The following is a 13,619-nucleotide window of genomic DNA, read 5'->3' on the forward strand; positions in this document are numbered from 1 at the left end:
GTAGTCGTTTTAACGTTCTAACCGCAGCTGCTGTAAATTCCCGTCCAGCTGTAAATCCGTCTGTAGCGTTGCGATTTCCCGGCAGATAAACGCCATCTCTTTATGCGCCTCCAGCTTCTTGCGCCACTTTTCCGGTACCTCATCCAGACGGGCGTAAATCCCTTCCAGACTCTGAAAATCGGTCAGCAGCTGCGCGGCGCTCTTCGGCCCAATACCGGCGACACCCGGAACCTTAGAACTGCTGATGCCTGCCAGCCCCCAGTAATCCGGCAGTTGTTCAGGCGAGACGCCGAACTCGCTGGCAATAAACGGCGCGTCCAGCCAGCGTTTTTGAAAATAGTCGCGAATGCGGATAGTCGGGGAGAGCAACTGGCAGTAGCCTTTGTCAGTTGAAACGATAGTGGCCTGATGTCCGGCGCTTGCCACCTTTACGGCGAGGGTGGCCGCGAGATCGTCGGCTTCATTTCCCTGTGCGCCCCAGCAGGGAACGCCACGCTGTTCAAATGCAGCGCGCAGCATGGGCAATTCAGCGTGAAGATCGTCCGGCATCGGTGCGCGTCCGGCTTTGTAGTCGGGCAGACGCTGGTGTCGCCAGCCCGTGTTGCGGGCTTCGTCATCAAATACCGCGACCGCGTGGGTGGGTTCACTGTGGCGAATAAGCTGTTCCAGCGCGTGCAGGCAGGTGTCTTTACAAGGCGTCCCCTGTACCGCATGGATACGGCGGATCAGGTTAAGAGCATCGACGATAAGTAAATGAACGGCCACAGATAATCTCCCTTCTATCTCATGCGTAAAGGGTAACACTGTCAGCAGCGTGAAACTATGAATGGTGGGGAAAACAGGAAGAAGCCTCGCAAAACGAGGCTTCCTGAGGGGCTTAATCGCAGGTCACGATCTTCATCGCCAGGCCGCCGCGAGAGGTTTCGCGATATTTGGCGTTCATATCTTTACCGGTTTCGTACATGGTTTCGATAACCTTATCGAGACAGACGCGCGGCTCGCTGGTGCGGCGCAGCGCCATACGTGCCGCGTTCACCGCCTTCACGGAGGCAATCGCGTTACGTTCGATGCACGGTACCTGTACCTGTCCAGCAACCGGGTCACAGGTCAGTCCCAGGTTATGTTCCATGCCGATTTCCGCAGCAATGCACACCTGTGTCGGGCTTGCACCCAGCAGTTCGGCCAGACCCGCCGCCGCCATGGAGCACGCCACGCCGACTTCACCCTGACAGCCCACTTCCGCACCGGAAATAGACGCGTTCATCTTATACAGCGAACCAATCGCACTGGCGACCAGCAGGTAGCGCGCCAGCGAGTTCGCGTTCACTTCACGGATAAACTTGTCGTAGTACGCCAGCACCGCCGGAACGATACCGCAGGCGCCGTTAGTTGGCGCGGTGACCACGCGGCCCCCTGCGGCGTTCTCTTCGTTTACCGCCAGGGCGAACATGTTGATCCAGTCTACAACGGCCATCGGGTCCGTCGTCGTTTTGTCGGTGCTCACCAGCATACGGCGCAGCGCAGCAGCGCGACGCGGCACGCGAAGCTTGCCCGGCAGAACGCCTTCGGTGGTGATCCCGCGCTCAATACCGCCGCGCATCACTTCCCAGACGTTAGCGAAGTGCTGTTCGAGCTCTTCTTTACTGTGAAGTGCCAGCTCGTTTTTCATCATCAGGCCGGAGAGGGAAAGGCCCGTCTCCTGACAGTGACGCTGAAGATCCGCCGCCGTTTTGTACGGATACGGCACTTCGACAGAAGAGGTATTGGTTTGACCAAAGTGGTCTTCGTCGACGATAAAACCGCCGCCGATAGAGTAATACGTCTGGCTGTATACCGCTTTGTCGCCGGCCAGCGCGGTAATGCGCATGCCGTTTTCGTGCAGCGATAGGTTGTCCGCATGGAAATTCATGCAGTGGTCAACCGGGAATTCAACCTCATGCTCACCGTTCGCCAGCAGCAGGCGACCGTGGGTGTTCACATCCTGGATGAAGCCAGGGATCGCATCAATATCAACGGTATCCGGCAGGTTTCCCGCCAGGCCCATGATAATGGCGATATCGGTATGGTGGCCTTTCCCGGTCAGGGAAAGCGAGCCGTATACATCGACAACCACGCGGGTAACGTCATGCAAGATACCGCGTGCAATCAAGTCATCCGTGAACTGCTTACCGGCTTTCATTGGTCCGACGGTGTGAGAGCTGGAAGGACCAATACCGATTTTGAAGATATCGAATACGCTAATCATGATGCGTCCATTGCTTTCAGTCAGAGAGGGAGGAGTGCGCCGTCAGAAGACGGCGCGGGTGATAATCAGAACATGGTGTACAGGGAGTAGAAGATCGCAGAGATTGCGATAAGACCCATGATAACCACAAAGACGTTGCTCACATGACCGCTGTACTTGCGCATAGCAGGGACTTTCTGAATCGCGTACATCGGCATCAGGAACAGAATCATCGCGATGACCGGGCCGCCCAGGGTTTCAATCATGCCCAGGATGCTTGGGTTCAGGGTCGCTACCGCCCAGGTGGTGAGCAGCATGAACAGTGCAGTGATTTTGTTCAGCTTGTTGATTTCAATGCTCTTGCCTTTACCGCGCAGAGATTTAATCACCATACCGTTGAAGCCTTCACGCGCGCCGAGGTAGTGGCCCAGGAAGGATTTGGTGATGGCGATAATCGCGATGATAGGTGCCATCCACGCAATGACCGGTGCGTTAAAGTGGTTCGCCAGGTAAGACAGAATAGAGATGTTCTGCTCTTTCGCTGCCGCCAGATCCGCCGGGGAGAGGCTCAGTACGCAGCTGAAGACGAAGAACATAACGGTCAGTACCATCATGATGTGAGCGCGCGCCAGGATGCTGGAGCACTTCTTCTCTGCGCCATTACCGTACTCTTCACGTTTCGCCACGGCGAAAGAGGAGATGATTGGGGAGTGGTTGAAGGAGAACACCATCACCGGAATCGCCAGCCAGAGGGTCATCAGCAGGCCGTTACCGGTTGCCGATGCGCTGCTCAGGGACAGGGTTTCCAGCGCTGCGCCGTTCCACTGTGGGATCAGGTAGCAAGCCAGTACCATCAGAGCAATAACGAACGGGAAGACCAGTACGCTCATTGCTTTCACAATCATCTGCTCACCGAAGCGAACGATAGTCATCATGCCCACGATCAGGATCAGAGACAGAATCGCACGCGGAGGCGGCGTCATGTGCAGCTGGTGCATCATGAAGCTTTCAACGGTGTTGGTGATCGCCACGCTGTAGACCAGCAGAATAGGGTAAATCGCGAAGAAGTAGAGCAGGGTAATCAGTTTACCTGCGCCAACGCCGAAATGCTCTTCAACAACTTCAGTGATGTCTTCGCCCGGGTTTTTACCGGACAGCACGAAGCGGGTCAGACCGCGGTGTGCGAAGAAGGTCATCGGGAAAGCAATGATAGCCATGATTATCAGCGGGATCAGACCGCCGACGCCTGCGTTGATAGGAAGGAACAGTACACCAGCGCCGATTGCTGTGCCGTAAAGGCCAAGCATCCACATGGTATCCGTTTTGCGCCAACCACTTCGGGATTCAATCGAAGCAACGGTGCTGGTTTGAGTGGTTTCCATCTGTATCTCCTGGAGGAAGCGAATTGTCAGGTTTTTTAGTCAAATCCGATGAAAAAGTGCCTGACGGTAATATGAAATTCGTTCAGTGACGGTTTTTTAATAATTTTCGCCCGTAACTATTGGCGGGCGGAAAGATACATTCTAGTTATGAATCTATCAGTGATCCTGATCCCAAATGCAATAATCCACTTATGATGTGGGCATCTTTAGACCATTTATCTGTTAAAAAAACGTCAAAGAGAATTTACGGGCGCGAAGGCTACCACCAACGACATGTGAGCTGAAAGACTGGCCCGTGATATAGGTGTCTTTAGCTGTAAAGAAATGGGTTTTTAGTATTTTCTGGCAGGTAATTTGGATTAAGGCTGATAATTTACGGTTGAAAAAACAAGGTAATCGTTTGCGTTTGCGCATAGTTTGTAAAAGACATAAGTGATGCGCATGAATTACCTCGGTAATAAAAAAGCCGGGACGCGCAACAGGGCGACCCGGCTTTGATCAGATGCTGCTCAGCGTTATGTGCAGATTTCGTAGCAAGGAATATAGGCTGAGCCCGGCAGCTTCATGCGGTGCTGAGCGACAAAGCCCTGCAGCATGTCGTCCATGCGGCGCATCATCTCCGGATCGCCGTGGATCTTGTATGGACCGTACTGTTCAATGGCGCGGATGCCCATCTCTTTCACGTTGCCCGCCACAATCCCGGAGAAAGCACGACGCAGATCGGCAGCCAGAACTTCCACCGGCTGGTCCGGGTAGAGTTTCAGGTTCGCCATATTTTCATGCGTTGGCTCGAACGGGATCTGCAGGTCCGGCGCGATACGGATTGACCAGTTAAAGCTGTACGCATCGCCGGTATCGCGACGGTTTTCTTTTACCAGCGGCATCGCTTTTTTCATCTGGCGCGCCACTTCCGCGGCATCGTCAATGATGATGCGATAGTGACGACGCGCGGCTTCGCCCAGCGTGTGCACGATAAATTCGTCCAGCACGCGGAAGTAGTCGGCGCTCTCTTTTGGCCCGGTCAGGATCAGCGGCAGAACCTGATCTTTGTTGGCCGGATTCATCAGAATACCCAGCAGATAGAGCAGCTCTTCCGCTGTCCCCACGCCGCCCGGGAAGATGATGATGCCGTGGGCGATACGGACAAACGCTTCAAGACGCTTCTCGATATCCGGCATGATAATCAGCTCGTTAACCAGCGGGTTAGGCGGCTCAGCGGCAATGATTGACGGCTCGGTCATGCCGATAAACCGTCCCTCTTTATAACGCTGTTGCGCGTGTCCCACTGCGGCACCTTTCATTGGCGCCTCCATCGCACCGGGACCACAGCCGGTACAGATATTCAGCTCGCGCAGGCCGAGCTGGGTGCCCACCCGACGCGCATAAAGGTATTCGGTTTCGTTGATGGAGTGGCCGCCCCAGCAGACGACCATGTTCGGCGCTTCGCCAACGTGCAGGGCACGGGCGTTACGCAAAATGGAGAACACCAGGTTGGTGATATGGACCGAGCTTTCCAGGTCGAGATGCTGGAAACGGCCTGCGTTGTGGATCTGCCCGTTAACAAAGAGGATGTCACGCAGCACGGCAAACAGGTTAGCCTGAAGTGAACGAATGATGCGCCCGTCAACAAAGGCCTCTTCCGGCGGGTTGATGACTTCAAGCTTCACGCCACGCTCGCGGCGCAGAACGTTGATATCAAAGCTTTCGAAGCGGGACAGCAGTTCTTTACTGTTATCTGTCAGGCTTCCGGAGTTCAGTACGGCAAGTGAACAGTTACGAAACAGTTGATAAAGATCGCTGCTGGCCGTGCGCTTAAGCATGTCCACTTCCAGCTGCGACAACATATCCATTGAGCCAAGTGGGCTAATATGTGTAATCAAGTGAGCTCCTTACGGGACGATTATCGTCTTTCCCTGTTGATTACAATAGCCCTGGCGCGTGACGTTTCACAACCTAAAGCGCGGAAGATACCGCGCATATTGTGAAAATATTTATATTATTGACGCACCAGCCGTCCCGTCGCCGGCACAAAATCGGTGTTGGTGCGCCACGGGTTGATGTCCAGACCGCCACGGCGGGTGTAGCGCGCGTAAACGCTCAGTTTTTCTGGCTGGCAGAAACGCTGAATATCGCTAAAGATACGCTCCACACACTGCTCGTGGAATTCATTGTGATGGCGGAACGACACCAGGTAGCGCAGCAGCTTTTCCCGGTCAATTTTCGGGCCGCGGTACTGGATCTGCACCGAGCCCCAGTCCGGCTGGTGGGTGATCAGGCAGTTGGATTTCAGCAGATGGCTGACCAGCGTCTCTTCGACCACCTTTCCGCTCGCCGCGTTTTCGAGGTAATCGGCGCTGAATTTATAATTCTCTACCTCAATATCCTGATCGTCGATACAGGTCCCGTTGAAGTGGGCTACTGGCTGTCCTTCCAGCTCGTGCAGGCGATACAGTGAAACGCTCACCTTTCCCTGCGCGCAGGCGCTTAAATCACGTTCCAGCGTGCGCTGAACGTCTTCCCAGCTGTTGAATTTTGTCTGGTTAAAGCTGTTGAGATAGAGCTTAAAGCTTTTGGACTCGACGAGGTTCACGCTGGCGTAGTCCAGCTCAACGTGGCCCACCGCCACCTGCGGCAGGCCGCGTGCGTTGAGCCACGAGAGTTCGTACAGCGTCCAGATATCGCCACCCACGAACGGCAGCGCGTCCGCGTGCAGTCCCAGAGGATCGCGGTTCAGGCTGCGCGGCACGCCCTGCAGCAGGCTTGCATCGTAGGTATCGCGGTAATCGGTTGATTTACCCAGCGTTAAGCCGGTTAACGCCTGATGATTTTCGTAAGACATGTTTCATAGCCACTTTACAGGTACACTTATGGCCTGAGTTTATCCTGTCTGACAAGAAGAGAGAAATCGGTGGACATCGAAACTGCAAATGCCCTCACTACCTTCACGACCCGCTACTGCGACGCATGGCATGAAAAGCAGGGTACTTGGCCGCAAAGTACTGATTTATATGGCGTGCCCTCGCCGTGCATTATTTCTTCACTCGATGATTACGTAATCTGGCAGCCGAAGCCGAATACCGGCGAGCAAAATGTAAATGCGGTTGAGCGGGCAATGGACATTGTGGTACAACCAGCGGTTCATGCATTTTATACCGCGCAGTTCGCAGGGGATATGCCCGCGCGCTTTGCTGATATCACGCTGACGCTGTTGCAGACCTGGAGCGAAGACGATCTGCGGCGTGTTCAGGAAAACCTGATTGGTCATCTGGTCACGCAAAAACGCCTTAAGCTTTCTCCGACGCTCTTTATTGCCACGCTGGACATCGAACTGGACGTTATCTCCGTCTGTAACCTGTCAGGTGAAGTGGTTAAAGAGACTATCGGCACCCGCAATCGCGAGACTCTCGCCCCCTCTCTTGCGGATTTCCTCACCCGACTTGAACCCCTTCTGTAATCCATGCTGCTACAGCGCGTGTGAGAGATCTCTTACAAGGTTTGTGAGAGATCGCTGGAACATTCAGTATTACCTCATTAAGTTCAGATTAATATCACTCTATTTTTCAACGGATTAGCTGTTCATCCTATTATTTTTAGGGAGCCTGTGCGTCTTACAACTCTGGCTGAGTGGGTTGTAAGACGAAGTGGAATAGCGGATTCTATCTCCGTCGACAGGACGCCGACACGAGTAACGAACATCAGGATGATGGCGTTTCTCACGCAGGACTCGTCAGGATGGCGCTACAGGAAGGCTTCAGGATGAAGCGAAGTGGATAACGCAGGATGCGTAAGGGACACCTCCAGGAAGGAGAATGAGAGCCGGTCAGGATGGTCGGTGGGTCAGGAAGGCCAGGACGTTTCGGGATGAAACAAACGCGTCAGGAAGATGTGTGCAGGATGCATTGGCTTACGGATGACCAGGCCTTCGGGCTTCAGGAAAAGTTGTCACGGATGAGCAGGGAGCACGAATTGTAGCTGGAATGCTGCGAAACGAACCGGGAGCACTGTTTTTACAGTGCTCCCTTTTTTTATTTCTGCCTTCCGCAATGCTATGCTGCGCGCCGTTCACTTTTTCAGTTGAGGTTACTATGACGCAACAAGATAGCGTTCGTGCTCAGTTGCACGCCATCGAAGCCCTTTTGCGCCAACATCAGCTGTGGCAGGAGACCGCGCCGCAGCCAGAAGCGTTCGCGAGCACTCAGCCCTTCTGCCTGGATACGCTGGCCCCGTTTGAATGGCTGCAGTGGGTGTTAATTCCGCGCATGCACGCCCTGCTTGAGGGCGGTCACCCGCTTCCGCAGGCGTTTGCTGTCTCTCCCTACTATGAAATGGCGCTCGAGACGACGCACCCTGCGCGCGACGTGATGCTGGTCGAACTGGAAAAACTGGATGCCCTGTTTGCCGGTGAAGATGCATGACGCTTGAGATCCTCTATCAGGACGAGTGGCTGGTGGCGGTAAATAAACCGTCAGGCTGGCTGGTACACCGCAGCTGGCTCGATCGCGATGAGAAAGTGGTGGTGATGCAGACCGTTCGCGACCAGATTGGTCAGCATGTTTTTACCGCCCATCGTCTCGACAGGCCGACCTCCGGCGTGCTGCTGATGGGGCTTTCCAGCGAGGCGGGGCGTCTGCTGTCACAGCAGTTTGAACAGCATCAGATGCAAAAGCGCTATCACGCGATCGTGCGCGGCTGGCTGACGGAAGCCGCCACGCTGGATTATCCGCTGGTAGAGGAGCTGGACAAAATCGCCGATAAATTTGCCCGCGATGACAAAGGTCCTCAGCCCGCGGTGACGGATTATCGCGGCATGGCGACGACCGAAATGCCGGTTGCAACCAGCAAATTTCCGACCACACGCTACAGCCTCGTTGAGCTTCTGCCTAAAACCGGGCGTAAGCACCAGCTGCGACGCCATCTTGCGCACCTGCGCCATCCGATTATTGGCGACAGCAAACACGGTGATTTGCGCCAGAACCGCAGTGCGGCCGAACACTTTGGCTGCCATCGTCTGATGCTTCACGCCAGCGAGCTGAGCCTGACGCACCCGTTTACCGGCGAGCCGCTGACTATCCGTGCTGGGCTGGACGACGTCTGGATGCAGGCGCTGTCACAGTTTGGCTGGCTGGGACAACTCCCCGAAAATGAAAGGGTTGAGTTTGTATCGGGCAACGTTCAGGATGAACGGTAAACGCATTCATTATGGGAAAGTATCATGGCTGAAGTAGGCATTTTTGTCGGGACAATGTACGGCAACTCACTGCTGGTAGCGGAAGAGGCTGAGGCAATACTCGCCAGCCAGGGCCATAAAGCCACGGTCTATGAAGATCCGGAACTGGCAGACTGGGAAAAGTATAAAGATAAATACATTCTGGTGGTGACCTCCACCACCGGGCAGGGCGATCTGCCGGACAGCATCGTGCCGCTGTTTCAGGGCATTAAAGATCAGCTTGGCTATCAGCCGGACGTGCACTACGGCATCATTGCCCTGGGTGACAGTTCTTACGCCAACTTCTGCGGCGGCGGCAAGCAGTTCGATGCGCTCCTGCAGGAACAAAGCGCCCAGCGCGTCGGCGAGATGCTGCTGATTGATGCCGGGGAGCATCCGGAGCCAGAAAGCGAATCAAACCCATGGGTCGAGCACTGGGCAACTCTCCTTAAATAGTTATGTAGGCCGGGTAAGGCGTAGCCGCCACCCGGCGATACACACCGCACCAAACGCCAATTCCGTGAACCACCTTCCATTCCCCTGGGCTTATGCCATAAACAACCTCTCATACACCCTTTAATACTGTGTTTCTGCACGGTGAGGTGATGAGGCACTCCTTCATATACTTTTCCGGTCACTATAAAACGGCGTCAGGCCGTACCAAAACGACAAAACACCAATCTCATTCTGATTACCCTACCGGTGCTGTACAGAATGAACCAGGCGAAAGCTATGTTTCAGGAGTGCAACAATGAGTACATTAAGCCACGCAGCGAGCAGCGCTGAAAAGCGCACCAACGCCCGCTACTGGATAGTGGTGATGCTGTTTATCGTCACATCCTTTAACTATGGTGACCGCGCCACGCTGTCGATTGCCGGTTCGGAAATGGCAAAAGATATCGGCCTTGATCCAGTGGGCATGGGTTACGTTTTCTCCGCATTCTCATGGGCCTACGTCATCGGGCAAATTCCTGGCGGCTGGCTGCTGGACCGTTTTGGATCTAAACGCGTCTATTTCTGGTCCATCTTTATCTGGTCGATGTTTACCCTGTTGCAGGGTTTCGTCGATATCTTCAGCGGCTTCGGCATTATCGTGGCGCTCTTTACGCTGCGCTTCCTGGTAGGCTTAGCGGAAGCACCTTCCTTCCCGGGGAACAGCCGCATTGTCGCTGCCTGGTTCCCGGCGCAGGAGAGGGGAACGGCGGTGGCGATTTTCAACTCCGCACAGTACTTCGCAACGGTGATCTTCGCACCAATCATGGGCTGGCTGACGCATGAGGTGGGCTGGTCGCACGTCTTCTTCTTCATGGGTGGGCTTGGGATCGTCATCAGCTTCGTCTGGCTGAAAGTGATCCACGAACCCAACCAGCATCCTGGCGTGAACAAAAAAGAGCTGGAGTACATCGCGGAAGGCGGAGCGCTGATCAACATGGATCAGAAATCCGCAAAAACAAAAGTCCCGTTTAGCCAGAAATGGGCGCAGATCAAGCAGCTCGTCGGCTCGCGCATGATGATCGGTATCTATCTGGGCCAGTACTGTATTAACGCCTTAACCTACTTCTTCATCACCTGGTTTCCGGTATACCTGGTGCAGGCACGCGGCATGTCGATTCTGAAAGCGGGATTTGTCGCGTCGGTCCCGGCAATCTGCGGCTTCGTCGGTGGCGTGCTCGGCGGAGTGATTTCCGACTGGCTGATGCGCCGGACCGGCTCGCTGAACATTGCGCGTAAAACCCCGATTGTGCTCGGCATGCTGCTCTCCATGACCATGGTGTTCTGTAACTACGTCAACGCCGAATGGATGATTATCGGCTTTATGGCGATGGCCTTCTTCGGCAAAGGCATTGGCGCGCTGGGCTGGGCGGTGATGGCGGATACGGCGCCGAAAGAGATCAGCGGCCTGAGCGGCGGTCTGTTCAACATGTTCGGCAACATCTCCGGGATTATTACGCCCATCGCTATCGGCTACATCGTTGGCACCACCGGCTCTTTCAACGGTGCGTTGATCTATGTTGGGGTGCATGCGCTGGTGGCGGTGCTGAGTTACCTGGTGCTGGTAGGGGATATCAAACGCGTCGAACTTAAACCTGTTGCGGAGCGTGGATGATGACAACGCAATCGAGCCCAACCGTTACGGAGATGAAGGTTATTCCGGTGGCCGGGCAGGACAGCATGCTGCTCAATATTGGCGGGGCGCATAACGCCTGGTTTACACGTAATATCGTCGTGCTGAAAGACAGCGCAGGGAATACCGGCGTGGGCGAGGCGCCAGGCGGAGAGGTGATTTACCAGACGCTGGTCGATGCCATTCCGCAGGTGGTGGGCCAGGAGGTCGCCCGTCTGAACAAGGTGGTTCAGCGGGTGCATAAGGGCAATCAGTCGGCGGACTTTGACACGTTCGGTAAAGGTGCCTGGACGTTTGAACTGCGCGTCAACGCGGTCGCCGCGCTGGAGGCCGCCCTGCTCGACTTACTGGGTAAGGCGCTCAATGTTCCGGTTTGCGAGCTGCTGGGGCCCGGCAAACAGCGCGATGCGGTTACCGTGCTGGGCTATCTGTTCTACGTGGGCGATCGCAATAAGACCGACCTCCCTTATCTGACTCGAACCACGGGCGATCACGACTGGTATCGCCTGCGCCACCAGGAAGCGCTCTCCAGCGACGCGGTGGTGCGTCTGGCCGAGGCGGCACAGGATCGCTACGGCTTTAAGGATTTCAAGCTGAAGGGCGGCGTGCTGCCCGGCGAGCAGGAGATTGAAACGGTCCGGGCGCTGAAAAAACGCTTTGCGGATGCGCGGATCACCGTCGATCCCAACGGCGCATGGCTGCTGGATGAAGCCATTAGCCTGTGCAAAGGGCTGGGGGATGTCCTGACCTATGCGGAAGATCCCTGCGGCGCGGAGCAGGGCTTCTCGCGCCGTGAAGTCATGGCCGAGTTTCGTCGCGCCACCGGGCTGCCTGTCGCGACCAATATGATCGCCACCAACTGGCGTGAAATGGGTCATGCGGTGATGCTGAACGCCGTCGACATACCGCTGGCGGACCCTCACTTCTGGACGCTTTCAGGTGCAGTGCGCGTGGCGCAGCTGTGCGATGACTGGGGGCTGACCTGGGGCTGTCACTCGAACAACCACTTTGATATTTCGCTGGCGATGTTTACCCACGTTGGCGCGGCGGCGCCGGGTAACCCGACCGCCATCGACACCCACTGGATTTGGCAGGAAGGGGAAGCCCGCCTGACGAAAAATCCGCTGGAAATCATCAATGGCAAGATTGCCGTACCGGATGCGCCGGGGCTGGGCGTGGAGATTGACTGGGATCAGATCCATAAAGCCCATGAGGCGTATAAAAAGCTACCGGGCGGCGCGCGTAACGACGCGGGCCCGATGCAGTACCTTATCCCCGGCTGGACATTTGACCGTAAGCGCCCTGTTTTTGGACGTCACTGAAAAAAGGATTACACGATGAGTACTTTTTCTACCCCTGTCGTCACTTCCATGCAAATCACTCCGGTTGCGGGCCATGACAGCATGCTGATGAACCTGAGCGGCGCGCATGCGCCATTCTTCACCCGCAATATTGTCATTATCAAAGACAATTCCGGCCATACGGGCGTGGGCGAAATTCCGGGCGGGGAGAAGATCCGCCAGACGCTGGAAGATGCCATTCCGCTGGTGGTGGGCAAAACGCTGGGTGAGTACAAAAATGTCCTCAACACCGTGCGCAATACCTTTGCCGATCGCGATGCCGGAGGGCGTGGCCTGCAGACCTTCGACCTGCGCACCACCATTCACGTGGTGACCGGAATTGAATCCGCGATGCTGGATCTGCTGGGTCAGCATCTGGGCGTCAACGTTGCGTCGCTGCTGGGCGAGGGGCAGCAGCGCAGCGAAGTGGAAATGCTGGGCTATCTGTTCTTTGTCGGCGACCGCAGGCTGACGCCATTGCCTTATCAGAGCCAGCCGGATGAACAATGCGACTGGTATCGACTTCGCCACGACGTGGCGATGACCCCGGATGCGGTGGTGCGCCTGGCGGAAGCCGCGTACGAAAAATATGGCTTTAATGATTTCAAACTGAAGGGCGGCGTTCTGGCCGGTGAGGAAGAGGCGGAAGCCGTCACCGCGCTGGCAAAACGTTTCCCGCAGGCACGCGTGACGCTGGATCCGAACGGCGCGTGGTCGCTTGATGAAGCGATCAAAATTGGTAAGCAGCTGAAAGGCGTGCTGGCGTATGCGGAAGATCCGTGTGGGGCCGAGCAAGGCTTCTCGGGTCGTGAAGTCATGGCGGAATTCCGTCGCGCCACAGGGCTGCCGACCGCGACCAATATGATTGCCACCGACTGGCGTCAGATGGGACACACCCTGTCATTGCAGTCCGTCGATATTCCGCTGGCAGACCCGCACTTCTGGACGATGCAGGGGTCGGTGCGCGTGGCGCAAATGTGCCACGAGTTTGGCCTGACCTGGGGCTCGCACTCTAACAACCACTTCGACGTGTCGCTGGCGATGTTCACACACGTTGCCGCCGCGGCGCCGGGGACGATTACCGCTATCGACACGCACTGGATCTGGCAGGAAGGTAATCAGCGTCTGACTAAGCAGCCGTTTGAGATCAAAGGTGGCATGGTGCAGGTGCCTTCCACGCCGGGGCTGGGGGTTGAGCTGGATATGGACCAGGTCATGAAAGCCCATGAGCTGTACCAAAAACACGGTCTGGGCGCGCGCGACGACGCGATGGCGATGCAGTATCTGATCCCCGACTGGACATTCGACAATAAACGCCCGTGCATGGTACGATAAACGCATT

At 55.8% G+C, this 13,619-nt stretch carries 12 protein-coding genes; 7 read left to right on the forward strand and 5 right to left on the reverse strand.

The genetic code is table 11. From position 1 onward, the window contains the following. Positions 1-9 precede the first annotated feature (9 nt). The 5 genes from xni to queF form a co-directional block, all read right to left on the reverse strand. Positions 10-765 carry a flap endonuclease Xni gene (gene xni, locus UTM25_RS13805; protein WP_021241892.1) on the reverse strand — a complete coding sequence of 252 codons (756 nt, stop codon included), beginning with the start codon at positions 763-765 and terminating at the stop codon, positions 10-12. A gap of 112 nt (positions 766-877) precedes the next feature. Then, positions 878-2,245, reverse strand: a complete 1,368-nt coding sequence (sdaB, locus tag UTM25_RS13810; protein ID WP_045404159.1) for an L-serine ammonia-lyase II — start codon at positions 2,243-2,245, stop codon at positions 878-880. A 65-nt stretch (positions 2,246-2,310) separates the two neighbouring features. Then, positions 2,311-3,606, reverse strand: a complete 1,296-nt coding sequence (locus UTM25_RS13815) for an HAAAP family serine/threonine permease (RefSeq protein ID WP_024909280.1) — start codon at positions 3,604-3,606, stop codon at positions 2,311-2,313. 515 nt (positions 3,607-4,121) lie between these two features. After that, positions 4,122-5,486: a nucleotide 5'-monophosphate nucleosidase PpnN gene (ppnN, locus tag UTM25_RS13820; protein ID WP_023309027.1), complete on the reverse strand. Its 1,365-nt coding sequence runs from the start codon at positions 5,484-5,486 to the stop codon at positions 4,122-4,124. 116 nt (positions 5,487-5,602) lie between these two features. Next, positions 5,603-6,445, reverse strand: coding sequence for an NADPH-dependent 7-cyano-7-deazaguanine reductase QueF (queF, locus tag UTM25_RS13825; protein ID WP_320714892.1), 843 nt, complete (start codon positions 6,443-6,445; stop codon positions 5,603-5,605). Between the two features lie 69 nt (positions 6,446-6,514). On the opposite strand from queF, the gene syd reads away from it, so the two are divergent. The 7 genes from syd to gudD all read left to right on the forward strand — a co-directional run bounded on the left by syd (position 6,515) and on the right by gudD (position 13,612). Further along, positions 6,515-7,060 carry a SecY-interacting protein gene (gene syd / locus UTM25_RS13830; protein ID WP_194401225.1) on the forward strand — a complete coding sequence of 182 codons (546 nt, stop codon included), beginning with the start codon at positions 6,515-6,517 and terminating at the stop codon, positions 7,058-7,060. Positions 7,061-7,691: 631 nt separating this feature from the next. Then, positions 7,692-8,021, forward strand: a complete 330-nt coding sequence (locus UTM25_RS13835) for a YqcC family protein (RefSeq protein ID WP_194401224.1) — start codon at positions 7,692-7,694, stop codon at positions 8,019-8,021. After that, positions 8,018-8,794, forward strand: a complete 777-nt coding sequence (gene truC, locus UTM25_RS13840) for a tRNA pseudouridine(65) synthase TruC (RefSeq protein WP_023309023.1) — start codon at positions 8,018-8,020, stop codon at positions 8,792-8,794. Before UTM25_RS13835 ends, truC begins: the two co-directional genes overlap by 4 nt. A 24-nt stretch (positions 8,795-8,818) precedes the next feature. Further along, positions 8,819-9,268 (forward strand): flavodoxin, encoded by a 450-nt coding sequence (locus UTM25_RS13845; protein WP_029741558.1) that lies wholly within the window; start codon positions 8,819-8,821, stop codon positions 9,266-9,268. 295 nt (positions 9,269-9,563) lie between these two features. Then, positions 9,564-10,919 carry a galactarate/glucarate/glycerate transporter GudP gene (gene gudP / locus UTM25_RS13850; protein WP_194401223.1) on the forward strand — a complete coding sequence of 452 codons (1,356 nt, stop codon included), beginning with the start codon at positions 9,564-9,566 and terminating at the stop codon, positions 10,917-10,919. Beyond that, entirely contained in the window at positions 10,919-12,259 is a 1,341-nt protein-coding gene (locus tag UTM25_RS13855; protein WP_194401256.1) for an enolase C-terminal domain-like protein, read from the forward strand. Before gudP ends, UTM25_RS13855 begins: the two co-directional genes overlap by 1 nt. Positions 12,260-12,274: 15 nt before the next feature. Then, on the forward strand, positions 12,275-13,612 hold the full coding sequence (gudD, locus tag UTM25_RS13860) for a glucarate dehydratase (RefSeq protein ID WP_194401222.1): 1,338 nt from the start codon (positions 12,275-12,277) through the stop codon (positions 13,610-13,612). Positions 13,613-13,619: the final 7 nt, after the last annotated feature.

It is taken from the genome of Enterobacter sp. 61D5 (assembly GCF_034107965.1).
Classification (GTDB): domain Bacteria; phylum Pseudomonadota; class Gammaproteobacteria; order Enterobacterales; family Enterobacteriaceae; genus Enterobacter; species Enterobacter cloacae_M.

What these genes read in the sequence shown, in the direction of transcription:
- UTM25_RS13845 (WP_029741558.1), top strand. Translation starts at nt 8,819, where the DNA reads ATGGCTGAAGTAGGCATTTTTGTCGGGACAATGTACGGCAACTCACTG.
- UTM25_RS13815 (WP_024909280.1), bottom strand. Translation starts at nt 3,606, where the DNA reads ATGGAAACCACTCAAACCAGCACCGTTGCTTCGATTGAATCCCGAAGT.
- gudD (WP_194401222.1), top strand. Translation starts at nt 12,275, where the DNA reads ATGAGTACTTTTTCTACCCCTGTCGTCACTTCCATGCAAATCACTCCG.
- truC (WP_023309023.1), top strand. Translation starts at nt 8,018, where the DNA reads ATGACGCTTGAGATCCTCTATCAGGACGAGTGGCTGGTGGCGGTAAAT.
- queF (WP_320714892.1), bottom strand. Translation starts at nt 6,445, where the DNA reads ATGTCTTACGAAAATCATCAGGCGTTAACCGGCTTAACGCTGGGTAAA.
- sdaB (WP_045404159.1), bottom strand. Translation starts at nt 2,245, where the DNA reads ATGATTAGCGTATTCGATATCTTCAAAATCGGTATTGGTCCTTCCAGC.
- UTM25_RS13835 (WP_194401224.1), top strand. Translation starts at nt 7,692, where the DNA reads ATGACGCAACAAGATAGCGTTCGTGCTCAGTTGCACGCCATCGAAGCC.
- gudP (WP_194401223.1), top strand. Translation starts at nt 9,564, where the DNA reads ATGAGTACATTAAGCCACGCAGCGAGCAGCGCTGAAAAGCGCACCAAC.
- UTM25_RS13855 (WP_194401256.1), top strand. Translation starts at nt 10,919, where the DNA reads ATGACAACGCAATCGAGCCCAACCGTTACGGAGATGAAGGTTATTCCG.